The 22,800-nt window shown below is 69.8% G+C and carries 21 protein-coding genes and 1 pseudogene; 9 read left to right on the top strand and 13 right to left on the bottom strand.

Going from position 1 to position 22,800, the window contains the following annotated elements; translation table 11 throughout:
- Positions 1–178: 178 nt before the first annotated feature.
- A complete protein-coding gene (locus FKV25_RS16025) occupies positions 179–1,219 on the bottom strand; it encodes a class 1 fructose-bisphosphatase (RefSeq protein WP_141519792.1) in 1,041 nt (346 codons plus the stop codon).
- Positions 1,220–1,322: 103 nt separating this feature from the next.
- Positions 1,323–1,628, bottom strand: a complete 306-nt coding sequence (locus tag FKV25_RS16020; RefSeq protein WP_141519791.1) for a hypothetical protein — start codon at positions 1,626–1,628, stop codon at positions 1,323–1,325.
- Positions 1,629–2,196: 568 nt separating this feature from the next.
- On the opposite strand from FKV25_RS16020, the gene FKV25_RS16015 reads away from it, so the two are divergent.
- The 5 genes from FKV25_RS16015 (at position 2,197) to FKV25_RS15995 (ending at position 6,507) form a co-directional block, all read left to right on the top strand.
- Positions 2,197–2,967, top strand: coding sequence for an NIPSNAP family protein (locus FKV25_RS16015; protein WP_141519790.1), 771 nt, complete (start codon positions 2,197–2,199; stop codon positions 2,965–2,967).
- A 91-nt stretch (positions 2,968–3,058) separates the two neighbouring features.
- Positions 3,059–3,757: a helix-turn-helix transcriptional regulator gene (locus FKV25_RS16010; RefSeq protein WP_141519789.1), complete on the top strand. Its 699-nt coding sequence runs from the start codon at positions 3,059–3,061 to the stop codon at positions 3,755–3,757.
- A gap of 144 nt (positions 3,758–3,901) precedes the next feature.
- Positions 3,902–5,218, top strand: a complete 1,317-nt coding sequence (locus FKV25_RS16005; protein ID WP_141519788.1) for a histidine kinase — start codon at positions 3,902–3,904, stop codon at positions 5,216–5,218.
- Positions 5,211–5,996: a LytR/AlgR family response regulator transcription factor gene (locus tag FKV25_RS16000; RefSeq protein WP_141519787.1), complete on the top strand. Its 786-nt coding sequence runs from the start codon at positions 5,211–5,213 to the stop codon at positions 5,994–5,996. The genes FKV25_RS16005 and FKV25_RS16000 overlap by 8 nt, the downstream gene beginning before the upstream one ends.
- 67 nt (positions 5,997–6,063) lie before the next feature.
- Positions 6,064–6,507 carry a hypothetical protein gene (locus tag FKV25_RS15995; RefSeq protein ID WP_141519786.1) on the top strand — a complete coding sequence of 148 codons (444 nt, stop codon included), beginning with the start codon at positions 6,064–6,066 and terminating at the stop codon, positions 6,505–6,507.
- Between the two features lie 9 nt (positions 6,508–6,516).
- Here FKV25_RS15995 and FKV25_RS15990 read toward each other — a convergent pair whose 3' ends face one another.
- Positions 6,517–8,106: a DUF389 domain-containing protein gene (locus tag FKV25_RS15990; RefSeq protein ID WP_141519785.1), complete on the bottom strand. Its 1,590-nt coding sequence runs from the start codon at positions 8,104–8,106 to the stop codon at positions 6,517–6,519.
- Positions 8,107–8,193: 87 nt separating this feature from the next.
- Positions 8,194–9,087: a phenylalanine 4-monooxygenase gene (gene phhA / locus FKV25_RS15985; RefSeq protein WP_141519784.1), complete on the bottom strand. Its 894-nt coding sequence runs from the start codon at positions 9,085–9,087 to the stop codon at positions 8,194–8,196.
- 150 nt (positions 9,088–9,237) lie between these two features.
- On the opposite strand from phhA, the gene FKV25_RS15980 reads away from it, so the two are divergent.
- A complete protein-coding gene (locus tag FKV25_RS15980; protein ID WP_141519799.1) occupies positions 9,238–9,729 on the top strand; it encodes an Lrp/AsnC family transcriptional regulator in 492 nt (163 codons plus the stop codon).
- A gap of 956 nt (positions 9,730–10,685) precedes the next feature.
- Here FKV25_RS15980 and FKV25_RS15975 read toward each other — a convergent pair.
- The 6 genes from FKV25_RS15975 to FKV25_RS15950 form a co-directional block, all read right to left on the bottom strand.
- Positions 10,686–11,237, bottom strand: coding sequence for an outer membrane beta-barrel protein (locus FKV25_RS15975; protein WP_141519783.1), 552 nt, complete (start codon positions 11,235–11,237; stop codon positions 10,686–10,688).
- 110 nt (positions 11,238–11,347) lie between these two features.
- Entirely contained in the window at positions 11,348–12,382 is a 1,035-nt protein-coding gene (locus FKV25_RS15970) for a patatin-like phospholipase family protein (protein WP_141519798.1), read from the bottom strand.
- A gap of 61 nt (positions 12,383–12,443) precedes the next feature.
- Positions 12,444–12,800 carry a DMT family protein gene (locus tag FKV25_RS15965; RefSeq protein ID WP_141519782.1) on the bottom strand — a complete coding sequence of 119 codons (357 nt, stop codon included), beginning with the start codon at positions 12,798–12,800 and terminating at the stop codon, positions 12,444–12,446.
- 91 nt (positions 12,801–12,891) lie between these two features.
- Positions 12,892–13,908 (bottom strand): TIGR00266 family protein, encoded by a 1,017-nt coding sequence (locus FKV25_RS15960; protein ID WP_141519781.1) that lies wholly within the window; start codon positions 13,906–13,908, stop codon positions 12,892–12,894.
- Positions 13,909–13,976: 68 nt separating this feature from the next.
- On the bottom strand, positions 13,977–15,683 hold the full coding sequence (locus FKV25_RS15955; protein WP_170218682.1) for a M28 family metallopeptidase: 1,707 nt from the start codon (positions 15,681–15,683) through the stop codon (positions 13,977–13,979).
- Positions 15,680–16,330 (bottom strand): hypothetical protein, encoded by a 651-nt coding sequence (locus FKV25_RS15950; protein WP_141519779.1) that lies wholly within the window; start codon positions 16,328–16,330, stop codon positions 15,680–15,682. Before FKV25_RS15950 ends, FKV25_RS15955 begins: the two co-directional genes overlap by 4 nt.
- Before the next feature lie 97 nt (positions 16,331–16,427).
- On the opposite strand from FKV25_RS15950, the gene FKV25_RS15945 reads away from it, so the two are divergent.
- Together FKV25_RS15945 and FKV25_RS15940 are read left to right on the top strand one after the other, a co-directional pair.
- Positions 16,428–17,165: an ATP-binding cassette domain-containing protein gene (locus tag FKV25_RS15945; protein WP_141519778.1), complete on the top strand. Its 738-nt coding sequence runs from the start codon at positions 16,428–16,430 to the stop codon at positions 17,163–17,165.
- Between the two features lie 26 nt (positions 17,166–17,191).
- On the top strand, positions 17,192–18,646 hold the full coding sequence (locus FKV25_RS15940; RefSeq protein WP_246072128.1) for an ABC transporter permease/substrate-binding protein: 1,455 nt from the start codon (positions 17,192–17,194) through the stop codon (positions 18,644–18,646).
- An 18-nt stretch (positions 18,647–18,664) separates the two neighbouring features.
- On the opposite strand, the gene FKV25_RS15935 is transcribed toward FKV25_RS15940, so the two are convergent.
- From FKV25_RS15935 to FKV25_RS15925, 3 genes and pseudogenes are all read right to left on the bottom strand, one after another.
- Positions 18,665–19,138 (bottom strand): cytochrome c oxidase assembly factor Coa1 family protein, encoded by a 474-nt coding sequence (locus FKV25_RS15935; RefSeq protein WP_141519776.1) that lies wholly within the window; start codon positions 19,136–19,138, stop codon positions 18,665–18,667.
- 64 nt (positions 19,139–19,202) lie between these two features.
- Complete coding sequence (locus FKV25_RS15930; protein ID WP_141519775.1) at positions 19,203–19,982, bottom strand: rhomboid family intramembrane serine protease; 780 nt, start codon at positions 19,980–19,982, stop codon at positions 19,203–19,205.
- 70 nt (positions 19,983–20,052) lie between these two features.
- A pseudogene (locus FKV25_RS15925) lies at positions 20,053–21,009 on the bottom strand (TerC family protein).
- A 278-nt stretch (positions 21,010–21,287) separates the two neighbouring features.
- Here FKV25_RS15925 and FKV25_RS15920 point away from each other — a divergent pair.
- Positions 21,288–22,457 (top strand): class I SAM-dependent rRNA methyltransferase, encoded by a 1,170-nt coding sequence (locus tag FKV25_RS15920; RefSeq protein ID WP_141519774.1) that lies wholly within the window; start codon positions 21,288–21,290, stop codon positions 22,455–22,457.
- The last annotated feature ends 343 nt before the right edge of the window (positions 22,458–22,800 follow it).

The raw sequence follows: 22,800 nt of genomic DNA, 5'->3' as shown, positions 1-22,800 counted from the left end.
GTCTGGTGGGTGGCGTGACCCCGGGTGCGCGCGGTGCGCTTGCCTGGGCTACGGGCGGGTAGGGGCTTGGAGGCGATGTCGGCAACCGGCAACCGGCAACCGGCAACCGTCCAATCAACCAATCACCAATCACCAATCACCAATCACCAATCACCAATCACCAATCACCAATCACCAATCAACCCGCATCATGCTCGGCGTGGTACTTCACGGCGGCTTCGACTTCGGTGCGGGAGCCCAGGAACACTGGCACGCGCTGGTGCAGGCCGGTGGGCTGGACCTCGAGCATGCGCTGGCGGCCGGTGCTGGCGGCGCCGCCGGCCTGTTCGACCAGGAACGCCATCGGATTGGCCTCGTACATCAGGCGCAGCTTGCCGCCCTTGGCCGCGCACTTGCTGTCGAGCGGGTAGCTGAAGATGCCGCCGCGGGTGAGGATGCGGTGCACGTCGGCGACCATGCTGGCCACCCAGCGCATGTTGAAGTCCTTGCCGCGCGGGCCCTCCTTGCCGGCCAGGAGGTCGCCGACGTAGGCCTGCATCGGGGCTTCCCAGAAGCGCTGGTTGGACATGTTGACCGCGAACTCCTTCGTGTCCTCGGGAATGGCCATGCCGCGCTGGGTCAGCACGAAGCTGCCGATCTCGCGGTCGAGGGTGAAGGCGTGCGTGCCGTGGCCGATGGTGAGCACCAGCATCGTGCTCGGCCCGTAGGTGCAGTAGCCCGCGGCGACCTGGTCGGTGCCCGGCTGCAGGTAGTGCTCGTCGCCCGGTTGGCCGATGCCATCGGGGCAGCGGAGCACGGAGAAGATCGTGCCGACGGAGATGTTGACGTCGATGTTGGAGCTGCCGTCCAGGGGATCGAACAGGAGCAGGTAGTTGCCGCGCGGCTGCGCGTCGGAGATCGGCACCGAATGGTCCATCTCCTCGGAGGCGAGACCGGCGAGGTGGCCGCCCCAGGCGTTGGCCTCCATCAGGATCTCGTTGCTGAGCACGTCGAGCTTCTTCTGCGCTTCGCCCTGGATGTTGATGCTGGCCTCGCCGGCGGTGCCGGCATCACCGAGCACGCCGCCCAGTGCACCCTTGCCGACCGCGATGGAGATCGACTTGCAGGCGCGCGCCACGACTTCGATCAGCAGGCGCAGGTCGGCGTTGATGCGGCCGGCGCGTTGCTCTTCGAGCAGGTGGCGGGTAAGGGACACCGGGGTGGCGGGATTGGGCGACATGGCATGCAAACGGCTGGCGACGGGGGCGCCATTGTCGCCGATGAAGCGCTCGCCCGCCGCTGCATGTCCCGCCGGGAACGCCTGGAAAACGCTGACAACGCTGTCAGGCTGCCTCGCGGACCATCGACAGGTGGCGGCGCACGGTGCTGGCCAGGGTTTCGCGCGCCATCGCCAGCATCAGCAGCGGCGCGCCGGGGTCGGCGGCGCCGATGACGCGCTTGGCCGCATCGATCGCGTCGCTGGCGATGTCGGCGTCCTCGCCCAGCAGCGAACGCAGTTGGCGCTGGTGCTGGTCCAGGCGGCGTTCGAACAGGGGGTCCAGGCCGCGGCCAGCGCGGTCGAGGACTTCGGCGAACGTGGTTTCGGCGCGGGCATGGGCCTCGCGCAGGGAATCGGGTCGGGTGTACATGCGGTTCACGATGGGGGAGGCAGGTGTCATGGCGTGAGACGGCGGGGCGACGCGCGCAGTCTGGCCACCGCGGATGACAGCGGTTTGCCCACGCGATGACGGTGGCGGGTCGGTTGGAAGCGGTTCATCGATGTCGGCGGGGAGGCGCCGCGTCGGTTCGAACCGGTGGCCTCTCGGACCCGCGAAGCGCGGCGCCCGGATGACCGTGGGCGCGCATGGTCGGGCATCGCGTGCAGCGGCCGCGTGATGACGCGTGGTCCGGTTCAGGCGCCAGCCAGACCCGGCAGCCGCGGCGCCGCGCATTGCTGCCATCAGGTTGGCAGCAGCACCCGCGCAGGCTGTACCGGTGCGATCAGCACGGCGTGGGAGCTGGGGACATGGCATGGGTCGAAGACAGTGGGCGGAACTTCCAGCGCGGCCTCGACGCCGCCGCGACGAGCATGGCCCAGGGCGCGCACGCGCTGGTGCCGGTGGGCACATGGACGATGGCGACGCGCGACGCCGGATCGAGAGCGGCCCCCGCGGCGCCGGCGGCACCACGCCCATGCGAAGCACGCGGGGTAAGCGCATGAATGCGTCCTTCGAAGCGCTGCGCGCTGGCATCGTCCCCTGGCCGGACGCCGTGGTCGAGTTGCGGCAGTACACCCTGCGACCCGGCGCGCGCGACACCCTGGTCGCGCTGTTCGAACGCGAGTTCGTCGAGTCGCAGGAGGCGCTCGGCATGCATGTCATCGGCCAGTTCCATGACCTTGATCGTCCCGATCGCTTCGTCTGGCTGCGCGGCTTCGCGTCCATGGCCGAGCGTGCGCACGCCCTGCAGGCCTTCTACGGTGGCCCGGTGTGGCAGCGTCATCGCGATGCCGCCAACGGCACCATGCTCGACTCCGACGATGTGTTGCTGCTGCGCCCGGCCCGGGCCGGCGCGGGTTTCGCGCAAGCGGCGTTGCCGCGTCCGCGACCTGGTGAACCGACAGCGGCCGACGCGGTGCTGGTCGCCGGTATCTGCCGCCTCGCCCAGCCAGCCGAAGCCGGCTTCATGGCTGCGTTCGAGGCCCACCTGCGGCCCCTGTTGTTGAGACACGGCGCCGCCGTGCGCGCATGCCTGGTCACCGAACCGGCGCCCAATACCTTCCCGCGACTGCCCGTGCGCGAGGGCGAACAGGTCTTCGCCTGGTTCGCCGGGTTCGAAAGCACGGATGCGCACCTCGCCCACCTGGCGGCGCTTGCGCGCGATCCCGACTGGCGCCTCGCGATCGAGCGTGCGCATGCGCATGGCTTGCGAGAGCCCCCGGCCTGGTTGCGGCTGCGCCCCACCCCGCGTTCGGAGCTCCGCGCATGAGCGCGCCCGCCTCCGCCCTCGTCCCGGGCCCCCGGCCCGGTCCGCCACGCGCCGCGATTGAGCCGGCCCTTCCTGCCTGCGAAGATGCCCCATGCGCCGCGCCGACCGCCTGTTCCTGCTGATCCATGCCTTGCGTGGCCGCCGCCGAGCCATCACCGCGCAACAGCTCGCACAGACGCTGGAAGTGTCGCTGCGCACGGTCTACCGCGACGTCGCCGACCTGCAGCGCTCCGGCGTGCCGATCGAGGGCGAGGCCGGCGTGGGCTACCTGCTGCGCAAGGGCGCGGACATCCCGCCGCTGATGTTCACGCCCGACGAGCTCGAAGCCCTGATCGTCGGCACCCGCTTCGTGCGGGCCTTCGGTGGCGTGCGCCTGGGACGCGGGGCGACGTCCGCGCTGCTGAAGATCGAGGCGGTGCTGCCGCCGGAGCTGGCGGCCACCGCCGACCGCACCCGCATCTTCGCTCCCGAAGTCGAACGCCTGGAGAACAGCGGCCTGATCGATGGCCTGCACGAGGCGATCACCGCGCGCCGGGTGCTTGCGCTGGACTATCGCGACGAAGGCGGCCAGCCGAGCCAGCGCGAGATCGAACCGCTGTGCCTGGCCTTCTGGGGCGGCAGCTGGACGCTGGGCGCCTGGTGCCGCCTGCGCTCGGCCTTCCGCAACTTCCGCCCGGACCGCATCGTCGGGTACCGCGATACCGGGGTGGGTTACCCCGACGATCCGGCCCGCGGACTGACGGCGTACCTGGACAACCTGGGCGTGCCGCGGGACCAACGCCAGCGCTGAGGCGTCCTGCGAGGCCATTGCAACCCTCGCTTCGCACCGCGCATCCCTTGTTTCGTCGCCTGCATCCGCGCTTCGTCGCCCGGCCCCTTCCCACGGGCCGGGCGCTGGCTATTCTCGTTCCATCCCCTGCCACGGCCCGCTTCCATGAGTTTCGGCTTCTTCTTCATTGCACGTCGCGTCCTCGCCTGGGCCGCCCTGTTCCTGGTGCTGACGATGCTCTGGGATTCGCTGCCGTTGCCGGACGTGATGCCGTTCTTCCTGTTCTTCTTCATCGCCGCGGTGGCCGTCGCCTCCCTTGGCCTGTCGCACCTGCGCCGGGTGCGGATGGTCGCCGACGAGGTCGACGCCGGCAGCGCGTCCAGCCGTCAGCGGCGCCAGGTCGAAATCCCGCTGGAGGCCGACGAGGCCTTCGCCCTGCTCGACGCGGCCATCCGCGAGCTGCCGGGCGTCGCCCACGTCGACAGCGCCCGCGACAGCCTGCAGGTGCGGGCGCGCATGCAGTCGCTCGCCACGACGGGCGAGGGCTGGGTCGCGCGGACGCTTGAGTTCCTCGACACCCTGGTGCGCGCCTCCTGCGGCCGCGTGGTCGCCACGCTGGTCCCGGGCGACGGCAGCAGCCGCGCCACAATCCTGTGCGAACCCGAGAGCGACGCCTGGACCGACTGGTTCCGCGTCGACGACGGCAGCAACTTCGACACCGCCGAAGCCATCACCCGCGCGATCACCCGTCGCGTCGCCGAGCGCCGCCGTCGCGAGCGCGAAGCGGTGCACCAGACCCGGACCGAAAAGGAGTTGACCGTGGCCAAGCTGAGCCTGCTGCATGCGCAGGTCGAACCGCACTTCCTGTACAACACCCTGGCCAGCGCACAGGTCCTGACCCGGCACGATCCGCAGCGCGCCGACATCATGCTCGGCCACCTGATCGACTACCTGCGCCGCTCGCTGCCGCGCACCGACGAGTCGATGTCGACCCTGGGCCAGGAACTGGAACGCTCGCAGGCCTACCTGGAGATCCTCAAGCTGCGCATGGGCCCGCGCCTGCAGGTGCAGGTGGACATGCCCGAGGACCTGCACGCGGTGGCGGTCCCGCCGATGATGCTGCAGACCCTGGTCGAGAACGCGATCAAGCATGGCCTGGAACCCAAGCCCGGCGGCGGCACCGTGTGGCTGCTGGCGCGCGCCAGCGAGCACAAACTGGCGATGACGGTGGCCGACGACGGCATCGGCTTCGGTACCGAGGAGACCCGCCGGCAGACCAGCGGCACCGGGATCGGACTGAAGAACGTGCGCGAACGCCTGCGCCTGGTCTATGGCGAACTCGCCCAGCTCTCGGTGGTGGCGAACTTCCCGCAGGGCGTGGCCGCGACCATCACACTGCCCCTTTCGAGCCCGCCGCCGCCGCCCGTGCGCATCCCTGGCGTGGACACCGGTGCCGAAGGCACGGAGGTGGGTCATGGCTGACGCCCACCGCACGTCCTTCACCGCCATCGTCGCCGAGGACGAAGCCCTGTTGCGCCAGTCGATGGTCGACCAGCTCCTGCACGCCTGGCCGGACCTGCGCATCGTCGCCGAATGCGAGGACGGCGCCGAAGCGATCGAGGCGATCGGCGAGCACCGGCCCGACGTCGCCTTCCTCGACATCCGCATGCCCGGCCTGACCGGCCTGGACGTGGCCGCCGCCGCCGGCGAGGCCAGCCCGGCCACGCGCATCGTCTTCATCACCGCCTACGACCAGTACGCCGTGGAGGCGTTCGAACACGGCGCGGTGGACTACCTGCTCAAGCCGCTCGACCCCGAGCGCCTGGCGACCACCGTCGAGCGCCTGCAGGCCACGCCGGCCACCCGCCTGGACAGCGAGCTGATCGAGGCCCTGGCCGCGCGCTTGCAGGGCGCCGGGCGGTTCGCGCCCCACGAGCCGCTGACCTGGATCACCGCCAGCGCCGGCCGCGAGACGCGCCTGATCCTGGTCGACGACGTCGCCTACTTCCGCGCCGACCACAAGTACACGGTGGTGGTCACCGCCGAGGGCGAGGCGCTCATCCGCAAACCCATCCGCGAACTGCTGCAGGTGCTCGACCCGACCGTGTTCAAGCAGGTGCACCGCTCGACCATCGTCAACCTGCGCGCGGTCGCGGCGATCGTGCGCGACGACAGCGGTCGCGGCAGCCTGCGCCTGCGCCATCGCGACGAGACCCTGCCGGTCAGCGCCCCGTTCATGGCCTTGTTCAAGCACATGTAAGTCCGCAGCCGCGGCATCGGCGAGCCCGCTCGCCACCGCCGCGCCCGTCACAGGAAGGATTCGACCCATGCCGTACATGCTCCTGAAATCGCTGGTGCCCTGCCTGTTGCTGCTGCTCACCGCCTGCAGCGCCGGCCCCGGTACGACCGTGGTGATGCGCGAGGACATCGACGGCAACCCCGGTTTCCTCAGCCGCGCCGAGACCCTGCCGGGCAGCGCACGTTTCGAGTGCCTGGCCAGCGCCAGCGGGCAGTGCCACTACGCGGTGTTCGCCGGCGCCTGCGGTCCGCTTGCCCAGGCCGTCGCCGGCTCCTGGTTCGCCTGCGAGGAGACGGCCGCGCCGACGTTGCGCTTCGATCTCGCGGTCGGCGAGCAGCGCGAGGTCGACGGACTGCCCCTGGATTTCCGCCATTGCGTGCGCGAACGCCCTGGCGCGATCACCGCATCCTGCCTGCAACCGCTGCCCGCGACCGTCGCCACGCGCGAGGCCTTGGCCGGGCCCACGGGCTGAGTCGGCGGCTCAGCGCACCACCGGCGCCACCTCGACCACGCGGATCGCGTCGCGTCCGCGCTCGGCCACCAGTTGCCGCGAGGTGGCGCGATCGGCCGCGCTGGCGCCGACCACGTCCAGTCCGCGATCGCGCAGCGCCGCGGCGACGACGTCCGCGCGGGCCTGTGCCAGGGCGATGTCGCCGCCGGCATGGCCGAGCACTTCGACGCGCCCGTACTGCCAGCGCTGCAGGGCCCAGGCGATGTCGTCGAGCGTGGCCACGGCGCGCGCGTCCACCGCGCTGCTGTCGTCGGCGAAATGCAGCATGGGCAAGGACTGGAAGGCCGGGACGACTTCGATGCGCGCGTCGTCGTCGCCTTCGGCCTGCATCGACGCCTCCAGCTGGTGGGCCGCCGCGATGTCCAGGCCTGCCTGAGGACTCAGCCGCCAGCGTGCCTGGCGCCCGGCATCGAGCACGTCGAAGGCGCCGAAGTGGGCGAGCGCGCGCTTCTCCAGCGCACTGATCGCCGCCGCGTCGGCCCGTCGGGCCGCGCCGTCGTCGCGCTGCGCGCTCTGCAGGCGCAGCACGCTCTCGCGCAGCTGGGCGAGGTTGGCCTTGTTCTGCGCGAGTTCGGCGTCGTTGGCGGTCAGCACTTCGCGAAGCTCGACGCGTACGGGCCGTCCCAGTTCGTCTTCCAGGCTGCGTTCGATCTGCGGTGCGAGGTCCGGCCGGTTCTTCGGAGTCAGCAACACCGCGTCGACCAGCACGGTCTCGTTGTTGCGGTCCACCCGCAGCGTGGTGATGCGTCCGTTGACCTCGCGCGCGGCGTCGTCGAGGACGGTGCGCACGCTGCGCTCGGCCAGGCCGCGCGCGGCGATGTCGCGCAGGGCCACGCCGAGCGGGATCGACAGCAGCACGAACGTGGTGACGATGACCGCCGCCTGCGCGGCGGTCTGCTTGGGCGAGTCCTGCCGGCCGAAGCCGTACCAGCGGGCCATGATCGTGACCGACAGCGCGATCGCGAGCAGGTTGGTCATGAACAGGAAGCCGGCGCCGCCGGCGATGCTCATGTTGCCCACCGCGATGCCGAAGCCGGTCACCGCCAGCGGCGGCATCAGGGCCGTCGCGATCGCCACGCCGACGATGGTCTCGCCCTTGCGCGTGACCGTGGCGTAGGCGCCGGCCAGGCCGGAGAACACGGCCACCAGCAGGTCGAACAGGTTGGGCGCGGTGCGCGCGACGATCTCCGGCGTCGGTTCCTGCAGCGGCGAGACGAGCACGATCAGCACCGAGATCGCCAGCGACAGCGCCACGCCCACCGAGAGCGTCTTGAGCGCATCGCGCAGGCTGCGCAGGTCGAAGGTCGCCAGCGACATGCCCATCTTCACGATCGGCCCCATCAGCGGCGAGATCAGCATCGCGCCGATGATCACCGCCACCGAGTTCTGCAGCAGGCCCAGCGTGGCGATGCCGCAGGACATCAGGATCATGAAGGCGTAACGCGGCCCCAGCTCGCCGCCTTCGTCGACGTGGGCGACCACGTCGGCGCGATCGGGATTGAGGTGGGTCGCGCGCCATTGGCGCAGCCAGCGCCAGAGCGCTTCGGGGGTGGAGGGCATGGACGCGGTTTCGTGCGGGGGAACCGGGCTAGAGCTTAGCCGCTCCCCGCCACGCACGCAGTGCTCGCGTCGTCATGACGCGTGGACTCAGACGTCGCCGCCCTCGTCGAGCCAGCCCTCGCCGGTGCCCTTGTTGAAGACGGCGTCGCTTTCGAGCACGTCGCCGGCCGGGATGGATTCCAGCCTGGCCAGCTTCTCGTAGATCGGTGCGAAGTCCGGGCCCGTGGCTTCCATCAACTGCTCGTAGCTGTCGATGACGAAGTAGGTCTTCTGGTAGGTGTCGATGCGGTAGCGCGTGCGCATCACGCGCTCGAGGTCGAAACCGATGCGGTTGGGCGCGTCGCTTTCCAGGCAATGGATCGATTCGCCCTTGGACGAGACGATGCCGCTGCCGTAGATGCGCAGGCCGTCGGGCTGGCGGATCAGGCCGAACTCGACGGTGTACCAGTACAGCCGGGTCAGGTTGACCAGGGCCTCGGGGCCGATGCCGTGCGCCTTCACGCCGCCCCGGCCATAGGCCGCCATGTAGTCGGCGAAGACCGGGTTCATCAGCAGCGGGACATGACCGAACAGGTCGTGGAAGAGGTCGGGCTCGGACAGGTAGTCGAGCTGGTCGGGTTTGCGGATCCACCAGGTCACCGGGAAGCGCCGGTTGGCCAGGTGGTCGAAGAAGTCGAGTTCCGGCAGCAGGCCCTCGACCCCGATCAGCTCCCAGCCGGTGGCCTCGCGCAGGATCGGGTTGAGGTCGCTGAACTTCGGGATCCGGTCCGGCGTCATCCCCATGGCCTCCTGCGAGGCGAGGAACTCGTCGCTGGCGCGGCCCTTGAGGACCTCGCGCTGGCGCTCGAACAGGGTGGCCCAGACCGCGTGGTCTTCGTCGGTGTAGTTGTCCCAGGGCTGTTCGACGACCGCCGTGGTGTAGACCGGCACGTAACCCTTGTCGGTCAGCTGGTGCTCGACGCGCTTGGGGGTGGCGTTCATGGCGGTCTCCTGGGGTCGGTTGGAACGGGCGGCCCTTCCGGGGCTGACCTTCCACTCTAGCCAAGGGTGTGCGCAACAGGTTTGCAAAGTTGCACGAAAATGGACTCTGGACGCATGATTATTGCGTCGATCACAGATGGGGCGCTGAAAATGAAGGCGGTCGAGCTGGATAGAACCGATTTGTTGATCCTGGCCGAGCTCCAGCACAGCGGCCGGCTCACCAACGCGGAGCTCGCCGAACGGGTCCACCTCTCGGCGTCCGCCTGCCTGCGACGGGTGCAACGCCTGGAGCGCGACGGCGTCATCGCCGGCTATCGTGCCGAGGTCGACGCCGACCGCCTGGGCCTGGGCCTGCAGGCCTTCGTCCGCGTCCAGCTGGCCGACCATGGCGGGCCGGCGATCGAGGCCTTCAGCTGCTTCGTCAACCAGTGGGACGAGGTGATCGCCTGCCACGCGCTCACCGGCGACATGGATTACCTGCTGCACATCGCGGTGCAGGACCTGGAGCACTTCTCGCGTTTCCTGCTCGACCGCCTGCTCAACCAGGCGGGGGTCGACGACGTCAATTCCAGTTTCGTGCTGCGCACGGTCAAGCCGTTCCGGGGCCTGCCGCTGCCGGCGGCGGGCCAGGGAACGCCCTGACCTGCGCCGGGACCGCATTCCGGCGGACGGCCCCGGGCCCGAGGGCCCGCCGATTGGGAGCGAGCTGGACGAGTACATTGTGCGGTGCGGTGCGGTGCGGTGCGGTGCGGTGTGGTGCGGTGCGGTGCGGTCGCCGGCGAAGGCACGATCGCACCGTCGCCGCTGCCGGCCACGACGGACGATGGGTTTTGCTTCGCGCTACCCATCCTACGGGTCTGCTGGACGGCGTTCGGCCGCGTCGTCATCGTAGGGTGGGTAGAGCCGAAGGCGACACCCACCGTCGCCGGTAACCGCGACACATGGACGCAGGATCGGCTTTCTTTCGTGCACCCCACCCTCCGACGTCCGAAGCGATCCCGTCGATTGACCGTCCCCACATGCGGTGCAATGCGCTTCGCTTATTGCACCCTACGGGTCTGCCCATCCTACGGTGCTCGATTGGAACCCACGGAAAGATCAAAGGCTTCCGCCCTTTGGGCGGGTCCCTTTTGTCTTGTCAAAAGGAACCAAAACCGCCTGCTCCATCGGCCGCCGGTCCGGCTTCGCCGCACCGGTCCCCTGTGCGCCTCGGTCGTGGCGGCACGGCGCCCAAACTCGCTGCGCTCAGACAAGGGCGCCTCTCCGGCCGCCATGCCCTGCGGTGCTCGGCGGCCTCAAAGTCGCAAGATCAAGATCAAGATCAAGATCAACGGCAACGGCAACGGCAACGGCAACGGCAACGGCAACACGCCACGCAGCTAACCGTAGGGTGGGTCGAGCCGAAGGCGATACCCACCGTCGGGTTCCCGCATGGGCGACGAATGATGGGTCTTGCTTCGCGCTACCCATCCTGTGGTGTCGAGCACCGTCTTCCGGGGCAATCCGGACCGGAGCCTCCAACGCGACGCCCCGGCCTTCTCCGAAAAAAAGAAACGGCCGCGCGAGGCGGCCGTTCCGGGATCACTGCCGGGGGAGGATCAGAAGCGCCACTCGCCACCGATGCTGACGGTGTCGACGTCGACGTCCACGCCGTCGAACTCGCCCTGGCGGCGGTCATAGTTGAGGCTGATGCCCCAGTTCGGGTTGAAGTCATAGCCGACGCTGACGCCGTAGTACGGCTTGGTCGAGCTTTCGTCGTCGATCACGTCGAAGGTGTCTTCGCGAACCTGCGCGGTCAGGCGGGCGACGCCGACGCGGCCGTCGATGAAGAAGCCGGTGTTGTCCGGGCCGAAGTGCGTGCGGCCGGCGACGCCGACGCCGACGGTGATCAGGTCTGCTTCCTGGTCGTTGCCCAGGTCGGAGTTGTACAGGGTGCCGACGTGGCCTTCGATGGCGAAGTTCGGGTTGAACCAGTAGCCGCCGCCGAACACCGCGGAGGTGTCGGAGTCGTCGTCGCGCAGGCCCGCGTAATCGAGCTCGATCTCGCTGTTGCCGACTTCGGCGCGCAGGAAGCCTTGGCCGGCCACGGCGGAGCTGGAGAACAGCGCGATGGCCAGGCTTGCGCCGGCGAGGAGCAGGGTCTTCTTCATGCAGTCAATCGTCCATAAAAGTGATGTCGCCCCGTTTGGGCGCGGGCATCGTGCATGGGTCGGAACCCGGCGTCAAATTTTCGTTAAGAGAACGTGATCCGGCCCCGGGATCACTGCATCTGGCAGGCGTCGCGGCGCAGGAGGCGATCCACGCGCGTCTGCTGCGCCTCGCACTCGGCCTGGGCGCGGGCAGCCTCCTCGCGTGCACGGCCCAGCGCCTGCTCGTGGGCCGCTTTCGAACGCTGCATCGAATGCTCGGCCAGGCGTGCGCGGATGCTTGGCAGTGCGGCCAGGGCGGCGCGCTCGCCGGCAAGGATCGCCGCGCTGCGTTGCTCGAAGTCGGCCGGACCGATCGCGTCGACCGCGGGCCGGATCACCACGTCCGCCCGTGCGAGTTCCTCCGCGCCCGCGCGCTGGCCCATGATCGCGATTGACTGGTTGACGATCCCCAGCATGTCGGCCGGCGCGGTGCCGCGTGCCTTGGTCGATATATCCACGGCGATGACGAAATCCGCCCCGAGCTGGCGCGCCGCGTCCACCGGCACCGGGCTGACCACGCCGCCGTCGACGTAATGCTTGCCGCCGATGGCGACCGGCTCGAACACCCCGGGGATGCTGCTCGAAGCGCGCACGGCCTGTCCGGTATTACCGCGCACGAACACGGTGCGCTTGCCGGTTTCCAGTTGCGTGGACACCGCGGCGAAGGGGCGCGGCATGGCGTCGATCGGCTTCTGCCGGACCTGGGCATTGACGTAGTCCTGCAAGGCCTGCCCCTGTACCAGGCCGCCGGAGAACAGGCGTACGTCGCGGATCGAGGACTCGTCCAGGGCGACGGCCTGGGTCTGCATCTGGAAGGGGTCCATGCCGCTGGCATACAGGGCGCCCACCACGCTGCCGGCGCTGGTGCCGGCGACGGTATCCACCTGGATGCCGTTGGCTTCGAGCATCTTGATGACGCCGATATGGGCAAAGCCCTTGGCTGCGCCACCGCCCAGCGCGAGGCCGATGCGGATCTCCGTCGGCGGCGGCGCCTGCACCCGCGGCGCCGGCGCCACCGGCCGGGTCGGCCCACCGCACGCGGCAAGCAGCGCGGCCAGCGTGGCCAGCAGCAGGAAGGGGCGGTGGCGTGGCGGGGTGGCGAGCATACTCATCGGCGCAGGATACCGGCGCGACCCCGACTGCGGGCCAAACGCGCGCGCACCGGCCTCAGGCCGGCGACCACTGGCCGCGGAACATGAAGAAGACCGCGCCCAGCAGGCACAGGCCGGCCCACAGGTAATCGAGCTTCAGGGGTTCCTTCATGTACAGCACGGCGAACGGCACGAACACCGACAGGGTGATGACCTCCTGCAGGACCTTCAGCTGGCCCAGCGTCATCACGGTATAGCCGATGCGGTTGGCCGGGACCTGCAGCAGGTACTCGAACAGGGCGATGCCCCAACTGGCCAGCGCCGCGACGATCCAGGGCTTCTGGCTCATGTCCTTGAGGTGGGCATACCAGGCGAAGGTCATGAACACGTTGCTGAGCGAGAGCATCAGCACCGTCAATCCGAATGCACGCATGGGGGTCTCCGCGGTGACGGCCCTCGCGGGCCATGCGCCGGAAACCGGAAGCATCGGGCCATGCCGGCGCGGCACGGCCCGACGCGGCCACTCAGAAGTTGTTGTCGCCGTCGAGCAGCCGGCCCAAGCCGCCGAGCATGGAGCCTTCGCCACGGTTCTGCCCACCGCCCTGCGGCGCCGCGGCCAGCATGCGTCCGGCCATGCGCGAGAACGGCAGCGACTGCAGCCAGACCTTGCCCGGTCCCTTCAGGGTCGCCAGGAACATGCCTTCGCCACCGAACAGCATGCTCTTGATGCCGCCCACGCGCTGGATGTCCATGTCCACGCTGTCGTGGAAGGCGACCACGCAGCCGGTGTCGACGTCGAGCCGCTCGCCGGCCTTCAGCTCGCGCTCGACGATGGTGCCGCCGGCATGCACGAACACCCAGCCGTCGCCTTCGATCTTCTGCATGATGAAGCCCTCGCCGCCGAACAGGCCGGTGAGGATCTTGCGCTGCAGGTGGATGCCCAGCGACACGCCGCGGGCACCGGCCAGGAAGCTGTCCTTCTGGCAGATCAGGCGCCCGCCGTGCTCGTCGAGCTTCATCGCCAGCACGGTGCCGGGGTAGGGCGCGGCGAACGCCACGTGCGCCTTGCCGCTGCCGGTGTGGGTGAAGGTCGTGGTGAACAGGCTCTCGCCGGTGACCACGCGCTTGCCGGCCGACAGCAGCTTGTCGAACACGCCGCCGCCCTGGCCGCTGTGCGAGCCGTCGCCGAACACGGTGTCCATCTGCACGCTGGAGTCCTTGTACATCAGTGCGCCGGCCTCGGCGATCGCGGTCTCGCCGGGATCGAGCTCCACCTCGACGAACTGCATGTCGGTGCCGACGATGCGGTAGTCGATGTCATCGCTCCGGCCCTTCACCGGAGGCGGCGCGGGCGGCAGGTGCGGGGCGCCGCCGGCCGTGGCCTCGGCGAACTCCGGCATCGAGCGCGCCGGCTGCCAGCCGCTCATGCCCTCGCGCCAGCACTGCGCGGTCGGGTTGGCGCGGACCCAGGCCTGGGCGGCCTCGGCGTCGAAGGGGCCCACGCGCTCACCGTTGGCGGGGACGAAGTACCACTGGCTCATCGTGCATTCCTTTGTGTGAGGGATGACCGAAGTGTAGCGACCGCGCGCGCGCCGTCACCGGCCGGAGGTCACTCCGTCGCGGGCGCGTTCACCGTCGGTTCGGTGGACACCGTGCCCCGGCCGAAGCGCTCGCCGAAGAAGTCGCCCTCGTTCCAACGGGGCCGTTCGGAGGCGTCGGCGACCTTCCGCCCGATCATGGCATTGAGGCGCGCCAGGCGTGCCGCGTCGTCGTAGCGGATCGGCTGCGAGGCGTCGTCGCCGGGGCGGTGGTAGTGCTCGCGCAGGAAGGCGCCGTTGATCGCGCGGGCGTCGACGCCGTCGCGGCCGGTGTAGCCACCGACCAGGTAGATCGACGGCACCCCGCTGCGAATGAACGCGTACTGGTCGCTGCGCACGAAGATCGATTCTTCCGGCACCGGGTCGGGCGAGAGCGCGACCCCGACCTCGCGCGCAGCCGCCTCCACCAGCGGCTGCAGGCTGGAGTGCTCGATGCCCACCGGCACGACGTCGGTCGTCGGCGCCAGCAGCACCGGCATGTCCATGTTGATGTTGGCGACCAGCGAGCCAGCCGGCACGGTCGGGTGCCGCGCGAACCACTCCGCGCCCAGCAGGCCCTTCTCCTCGGCGGTGACCGCGACGAACAGGATCGAGCGCTTCGGCGGCGCGTCCGACTGCGCCAGCCGCTTGGCTGCCTCGAGCATGATCGCCACGCCCAGGGCGTTGTCGAGTGCGCCGTTGTAGATCGCGTCGCCGTCCACCGGCGCGCCGATGCCGACGTGGTCGAGGTGGGCGCTGAACACCACGTGCTCGGCCGCGAGCGCGTGATCGCTGCCGGCCAGGCGTGCGACTACGTTGCGTGACTCGGCTGGCGCGATCCGGGTACGCGCCGCCAGATGGACGGTGCCCGGCAACGGGAAGCCGCGGAGGGTCCCGGCCGCGTTGTCCTCGAACAGCGCGCGGGTCTCGTGCCCGCCGGCATCGAGCAGCAGCGGTGCCGCCGCCGCGCTGACCCGGGCCACGACCTTGAGGTCCGGGAAGGTATCGAGCGCCGTGCCGTTCGCGTCGCGCAGGCGCATCGAGGGACGCTCCCAGTTCGCGACGCCGCGTGGCCATGGCGAGCGGGCCTCGTCGCTGTCGGTGGCGACGAAGATCGCGCCGACCGCGCCACGCGCGCTGAGTTCGCGCAGTTTCTCGCGCTGCGAGGCATGGAAGGCCCGGCGGTCGGTGTCGAATCGGGCGGGCGCCCCGTTGAAGAGCACGGCGACGCGTCCGCGTACCTCCAGGCCCTCGAAATCGTCGTGCCCCAGGGCCGGCGCATGGACGCCCTGGCCGACGAAGACCATCGGTGCCTCCACCTCGGCGTCCGCGGCGTTGAAGTTGACGTCGGGCAGGTACTGCTCCCGGTAGCGCAGCGCGACTTCGCGACCCGCCCGCTCCACCACGAAGCGGGCGCCAGCCTCGACACGGCGAGCCTCCAGCATCGGCACCGCCTGGTAGTAGCCGTCCTCGCCCGCCGGCGCCAGGCCGGTGGCGCGGAAGCGCTGGGCGACGTACAGCGACGCCAGTGCATGCCCGCGGGTGCCGGCCTCGCGGCCCTCGAGCAGGTCGTCGGCCAGGAAGCGCACGTCGGCCTCGATCCGACGCGCATCGGCCGCTGCGCTCGCGTCGTAGGGCTCGCGCTCGACCGGGGGCGGCGCGGGGGACGAGCAGGCCGCCGATGCAAGGCAGGAGGCCAGGGCGATGCCACGGGTCCAGCGTTGGACGAAAGGCCTCATGCGCGCGGCAGCTCCACGTCCACCATCACGGGTCCCATCAGGCGCAATGCGAAATCGGTCAGGAAGAGCAGCCATGCGAAGCCACCCAGAAGCATCCAGATGACATTGGCCGAGGTGAAGCGAGCGTTGCTGCGCCCCTCGGGGTCCCCACCCGCAGCGTTGATGGCCATCTGGATACGCCACAACACCAGCCCGACAAGCAGGGTGCAGGCCCACGCGCCCAGCCCGAACACGAGGGGCGACTGGGTGAACGGCGCCGCACGGGCGGCGCTGATGCTGGCGAGCTGCAGCAGTACGAACGCGGTCGCGAGGGCCGTGGGGCGCCAGGCATGCCCGCCGCCCTCGCCGCGCAACCGTGCATCGACCTTGCCCGTCAGCGAGTGCATGAAGAAGACCGGGAACAGGGCGCGCACGACGGGCGACATCGCCACCCGGTGGTGGCGGCGGTAATGCGTCCACTGCTTGTAGGACCAATAGATCTGGTAATAACCAAAGGTCAGGGCGTACAGGAGAAGCAGCTTGGTGCCTGCGACGACATGGAACTCCGCGCGATCGGCACCCGCCGAAGGCTGTTCGATCCGTGCGGCCGGTGGTGCATAGACGTCGCGTTGCAAGGCCTCTCCGTCCGCGATGGCGTCGTGCGTCATGCCGTCCCCTGTCGTATTCCTGTGGCGTCCCCGGAGCTTATACCCGAGCGCAGCACGGGCTGCGACCCGACGACCGTCGCTGCGCTAAGCTGCCGGCATGTTCACCCTTGCCGGCGTCGACAAGCGCTATGGGTCGACCGTCGCCCTCGACGGCGTCGACCTGCACATCGCGGCCGGCCACCGGACCGCCCTGATCGGGCCCAGCGGGGCCGGCAAGTCGACCGTGCTGCGGATGCTGATCGGGCTGGAGTGGCCGGATCGCGGCCAAGTGCGCTTCGATGGCGAGCCGCTGCGGCGCGACGCCCTGCTCGAGCAGCGCCGGCGCATCGGCTACGTGATCCAGGAAGGCGGCCTGTTCCCGCACCTGAGCGCAGGCGACAACGCCGCTCTGCTCGCCCGCACCCTGGGCTGGCCGCGCGAGCGCATACGCGAGCGCCTGGAGGCGCTCTCGACCCTGTGCCAGCTGCCCGTCGATGCGCTGCAGCGCTTTCCGGCCGAGCTTTCGGGCGGCCAGCGCCAGCGGGTGGGCCTGGTGCGCGCGTTGATGCTCGACCCCCCGGTGCTGCTGCTCGACGAGCCGCTGGGCGCGCTGGATCCGGTGATCCGCCATGACCTGCAGGCGCAGATGCGCGAGCTGTTCGCACGCCTGGGCAAGACCGTGGTGATGGTCACCCATGACGTCGCCGAGGCGGCATACCTTGCCGACACCCTGGTCCTGCTGCGCGCCGGCCGCGTGGTCCAGGAGGGGTCGGCGCGCGCGCTGCACGATGCGCCGGCCGAGCCCTTCGTGCGCGAGTTCCTGCAGGCCCAGCGCAGCCTCGAGGCCTGCCTGTGAGGCCGGCCGCGGCCGTCGCCGCCTGCCTGTGCCTGCTGCTGTCGTGCGCCAGCCACGGTGTCTTCGCCGGCGAGACCCTGCGCGTGGGCAGCAAGAACTTCACCGAGTCGGTGATCCTGGGCGAGATCGCCGCCGGGGTCGGACGCCAGCAGGGCCACGCGGTCGAGCACCGCCGCCAGCTGGGCGGCACCCGCATCCTCTGGCGCGCGCTGGAGGAGGGCGACATCGACCTGTACCCGGAGTACACCGGCACACTCGCGCAGGAACTGCTGCAGATGCCCGGTGCCGACGAGGACGCCCTGGTGGATGCGTTGGCCACGCGCGGTCTGCGCATGACCGCCCCTTTGGGCTTCGACAACACCTATGCCCTGGGCATGCGCGCCGACCGCGCGCTGGAGCTCCAGGTCGACAGCATCTCCGACCTGGCGGCGCACCCCGGGTTGCGCATCGGCCTGAGCAACGAGTTCATGCAACGCGCCGACGGCTGGCCCGGCCTGAGCGCCACGTACGGACTGCCGCAGGCGGCCAACGGCCTGGACCATGACCTCGCCTATCGGGGCCTGGAAAGTGGTGCGATCGACGTCATCGACCTCTACAGCACCGATGCGGAGATCGCGCACTACGGCCTGGTGGTGCTCGACGACGATCGCCGCTATTTCCCGTCCTACCAGGCGGTCTATCTCTACCGCGAGGATCTCTCCATGCGGGCGCCCGACTGGACCGCCGCGCTCGACGCGATGGCCGGACGCATCGACGCGGCGACCATGCGCGGGCTCAACGCACGGGTGAAGCTCGGGCGCGAGACCGAAGCCCGGGTCGCGGCCGACTGGCTGGGCGTGGAGGCCCCGCGGGCCGGTGGTCGCATGGAACGGATCGCCCGCCGCAGCCTCGAACACCTGCAACTGGTGGCGGTGTCGCTGGCGCTCGCCCTGCTGGTGGCCTTGCCGCTGGGCGTGGTGGCCGCAAGACGTCCGCGCCTGGGCCAGTTCGTGCTGTCATTGACCGGCCTGCTGCAGACCTTGCCGTCGCTGGCCGTGTTCGTTTTCATGATCCCGCTGTTCGGGATCGGCGCCGGCCCGGCGATCGCGGCGCTCTTCCTGTACAGCCTGCTGCCGATCGTCCGCAACACCCATGCCGGCCTCACCGGCATTCCACGCGACCTGCGCGAAACCGCGGCGGCGATCGGCCTGCCTTCGCGCACGCGCCTGTGGCGGGTGGAGTTGCCGATCGCCCTGGGCACGATCCTGGCCGGCATCAAGACTGCGGCGGTGATCAACGTGGGCACCGCGACGCTCGGCGCGCTGATCGGCGCCGGCGGCTACGGCCAGCCGATCCTCACCGGCATCCGCCTGGACGACATCGGCATGATCCTGGAAGGCGCCATCCCGGCCGCGCTGCTGGCGCTGGCGGTGCAGGGCCTGTTCGAGGCCATCGAGCGCCGCCTGACCCCGCGCGGCCTGCGCATCGCGGCCCGCCAGTAGCGCCGCGGTGCGGGATCATCATGGGCGTTCGTGGGGCGTCTTGCGATAGCGCGGCTCCGGAGCGGTGGTGACGTCGTCGTCGGGCTCGCGCAGATCGATCGTGCTGCCGTCGGCCAGGACGACGTCGAGGGTCTGGTAGGTCCAGCGGCCTTTCTCGCGCGTGGCCTCCACGTGCAGGGAGGCGTTCGCGCGCGGGCCGTCCAGTGGAATGCGCAGGTCCGCCTCGCCCTCGTCGTCCGCGGTGCGCAGGTGGCCCTGGGTCATGAAGCCGGCTTCGATCGGCTCGCCGAGCGCGGCCACGACCGCCGTCGAGTCGCGTGCCCGCTCGATGGCGTGCTGGTAGGGCGCCGAGTTGGCCAGCAGGCCGAACAGCAGCGAGAACATGCCGAACATGGCCAGCGCGAACACCGCCAGCAGGCCCGCGCCGGCCAGCGGCACGCACCACTTCCAGTTGCGTTGCCACCAGCTTCGCGCTGGCGCCTGGGTCGACATGGCCTCTCCTTTCAGCGTTCGCGTTGGTGGACCCGGCGATGCGCCCGGGACGACAGGCGCGGCGCTACTTGCGGGGCGGAAAGCGCAGCACCACGCCGCGTTCCTCGTCGTCGGCGGGCTCGGGGCGGTGCCAGATCACCGGCACGTCCTCGGGAGCGCCGGGTTCGAGCTCCGCGCGCGTGGCCTCGGCCCGTGCATCGATCTCGTCCTCGTCTTCCCAACTGTAGCGTTTGCGCGGCGGCTGCGGGTCGAGCCGGCTGAAGAGCCAGGCGGCGACCACGCCGCCGATGGCGCCGCCCAGGTGCGCCTGCCAGGACACGCCGGGCTCGCGCGGCAGCACGGTCAACAACATGCCGCCATAGAACAGGAAGGCCGCCATCGAGGCGGCGACCGCCGGCCGGTCGCGTCGCAGCAGGCCGAGCAAGAACACCATGAACATCAGCCCGTGGGTCAGTCCGCTGGCGCCGAGGTGGTGGCTGCCGGTGTCGCCGAGCAGCCAGGCGGCCAGGCCCGAGCCCAGCCAGATCAGCGGCAAGGCCCGCACGGTGGCACGCGGGTACATGCCGCCCGCGAGCGTGCCGAGCATCAGCAGGGAGATGGCGTTGGCAGCCAGGTGCTCGAAGGAGCCATGCAGCAGGGGCGCGCCGAGCACGCCGAGCAGGCCGGCCGCCGCGCCCGGCGTCACCGTCCAGCGCTCCACGTCGAAGTAAGGCTGGCTCAGGAACACCGCCGTCAGCAGCAGGACGAAACCCAGGCTGAGGTTGAATGCCCGCAGCCAGCGGCGCTTGTCGGCCTGCCGTTGGGCGGGGCTGTCGAGGATGTCGGCATCGGTGGGCAGCTTCATGCCCACCAGATGGCAGCCCGGGCCCGCGATTGCAAGTCCCGCCCGCGGGCACCACTGTCCCGCATCGGGATCAATCCGCCGGCTCGCGCGGCGGCAGCAGCAGGCTCAGGACCATGGTCGCGGCAAGCACCACGGCCACGACCGCGAGCGAGGCCAGCACCGGGATCTTGTAGAGGTCGACGATCAGCATCTTCGTGCCGATGAAGGCCAGCACCAGCGCCAGGCCATAGGGCAGCAGGTGGAAACGGTCGGCCATGCCCGCCAGCAGGAAGAACATCGCCCGCAGGCCGAGTACGGCGAAGACATTGGAGGTGAGCACGATGAACGGGTCGTAGGTGATCGCGAAGATCGCCGGGATGCTGTCCACGGCGAAGATCACGTCGGTGATCGCGATCATGACGATGACGACGAACAGCGGGGTGTACAGCCGCCGCCCGTTGCGCAACACGCTCAGCGCATTGCCCTGGTAGTTGCGCAACAGGGGCAGGTGGCCGCGCATCCAGCGCAGCACCGGATTGCGCGCCAGGTCGGGTTCCTGGCCCGCGGCGATCCACATCTTCACGCCCGTCACCAGCAGGAAGATCCCGAACACGTAGAGCATCCAGTGGAAGCGCGCCAGCAGCGCGGCGCCGGCGAAGATCATGATCGCGCGCAGCACGATCGCCCCGAGCACGCCGATCACCAGCGCGCGCTGGCGTTGTTCCTCGGGCACCGCGAAGTAGGTGAAGATCGTCAGGAAGACGAAGATGTTGTCGACCGCCAGCGATTTCTCCACCAGGTAGCCGGTCAGGAACTCCAGCCCGATCCGGTGCGCGACCTCGGGCCCCGCCGTGCCCTTGAGGTACTACCACAGCCCGGCGTTGAAGGCCAGGGCCAGGACCACCCAGCCCAGGCTCCACCACGCGGCCTCGCGCACGGTGACCTTGTGCGGCCCGCCGTGGCGCATCAGCACCAGGTCGACCTGCAGGGCCAGGACCACGAGGAGGGCGAATGCGCCCCAGAGCAGGGGACTGCCGATCGTTTCCATTGCGGGTGCATCTCCGGAACATGAAAAAGCCCGAACCGCGGGGTTCGGGCTGTTTCGGTGGGTACCGGACAGACCTCCGCCTTGCGGCGAAGGTCTTGCTCGCGGCCCGGTTCCCGTTGGAACCCGGACCGCCTTCGGGCCGGAGGAGTGGGACGCGGTCCCACTGCTCGTAATGACGACGGCGAAGTTGGGAGCTACTCCCCTTCTGTAGCCGGGGATTCTGGGTGCGCGCCCGGCAAAGGTCAATTGCCGCGTGCCTGCGCCGGTACAATATGCCGATGAACGCCCCCGTCCCCACCGTCCGCCTCAAGAACGCCTGGAAATCCAGCCATCCCTGGATCTTCCAGCGCCTGGTCGAGAAGCCCGCCCAGCGGCCCAAGCCGGGCAGCATCGTGGATGTGGTCGGGGTCGAGGGCGACTGGATCGGCCGGGGCTTCTACAACGGTCATTCGCGCATCGCGGTGCGCATCCTGGAGACGCGGCGCGAGGTGCCGGTGGATGCGGGCTGGTTCTCGCGCAAGATCGCCGAGGCCGTCGCCCTGCGACGCGAAACGCTCAAGCTCGACGGCATCAGCAATGCCTGGCGGGTGGTCCACAGCGAGGGCGATGGGCTGTCCGGGCTCGTGGTCGATCGCTACGACGACCTGCTCGTCGTGGAATTTTTCAGTGCCGGCATGTTCCGCCATCGCGACTGGGTCTACGAGGCGCTGACCGAACAGTTCCCGGGTTGCCGCTTCTACAGCTTTGCCGACGAGCATGTCCAGAAGCAGGAAAGCTTCGATTTCCGCGGAAATCCGCCGGTCCCGCCTGCGGTGATCAGCGAGCACGGGGTGAAGTTCCGCGCCGACCCGGCCGGCGCGCACAAGACCGGCTTCTTCGCCGACCAGCGCGAGAACCGAGAATGGCTGTCGCAGCATGTCGAAGGGGCGTCGGTCCTGGACCTGTGCTGCAACACCGGCGGCTTCGCCGTCTATGCCGCGGTCCGCGGCGCCAGCGACGTCGTCGGCGTCGACATCGATGCCGACGTGATCGAGATCGCCAAGGGCAATGCGCGGCTCAACAACGTGCGCCCGCGCTTCGTCCAGGCCGACATCTTCCCCTGGCTGCGCGACGCGGCCAACGCCGGCGAGGCGTATGACGTCGTCATCCTCGACCCGGCCAAGATGACGCGCGATCGCGAGCAGGTGATCCCGGCGCTCAAGAAGTACCTCGACATGAACAAGCTGGCCCTGGGCGTGGTCAAGCCCGGCGGGCTGTTCGCCACCTTCTCCTGCACCGGCCTGGTCAGCGAGGAGCAGTTCCTGGACATGTTGCGTCGCGCGGCCTTCTACGCCGGCCGTACCGTGCAGGTCCTCAAGGTCGCCGGCGCCGGCCCCGACCACCCCTGGATCGCGGGCGTGCAGGAGTCGCGCTACCTCAAGGCTGTGTTCTGCCGCGTGATCGACTGATCGCGCCTACCGTTGCGACGTCGCCGTAGGGTGGGTCGAGCCGAAGGCGATACCCACCGTCGCTCACAGCCATAAGGAACGATGGGTTTTGCATTGCGCAACCCGTCCGAAACGGTCGCGCGTCCACGAACGCCCGGGCGCCGGCGCCCGGGCCGGGGGTGGAACTCCCCGGCCGTGCCAGGAGCTGGATCCCAGCGTTCGCTGGGATGACGATTTATGGGGTCACCGGATGGGGGCAGCTGCGCCATCACCGTAGGGTGGGTAGAGCCAAAGGCGAAACCCACCGTCGCGAAATTTCGTGCAAGACGCATGATGGGTTTTGCTTCGCGCTACCCATCCTACG

This window comes from Marilutibacter aestuarii (genome assembly GCF_006546775.1).
GTDB classification, from domain to species: Bacteria; Pseudomonadota; Gammaproteobacteria; order Xanthomonadales; family Xanthomonadaceae; genus Marilutibacter; species Marilutibacter aestuarii.
Note: the sequence above shows the minus strand (reverse complement) of the source record. Positions and strands in the feature narration are given on the sequence as shown.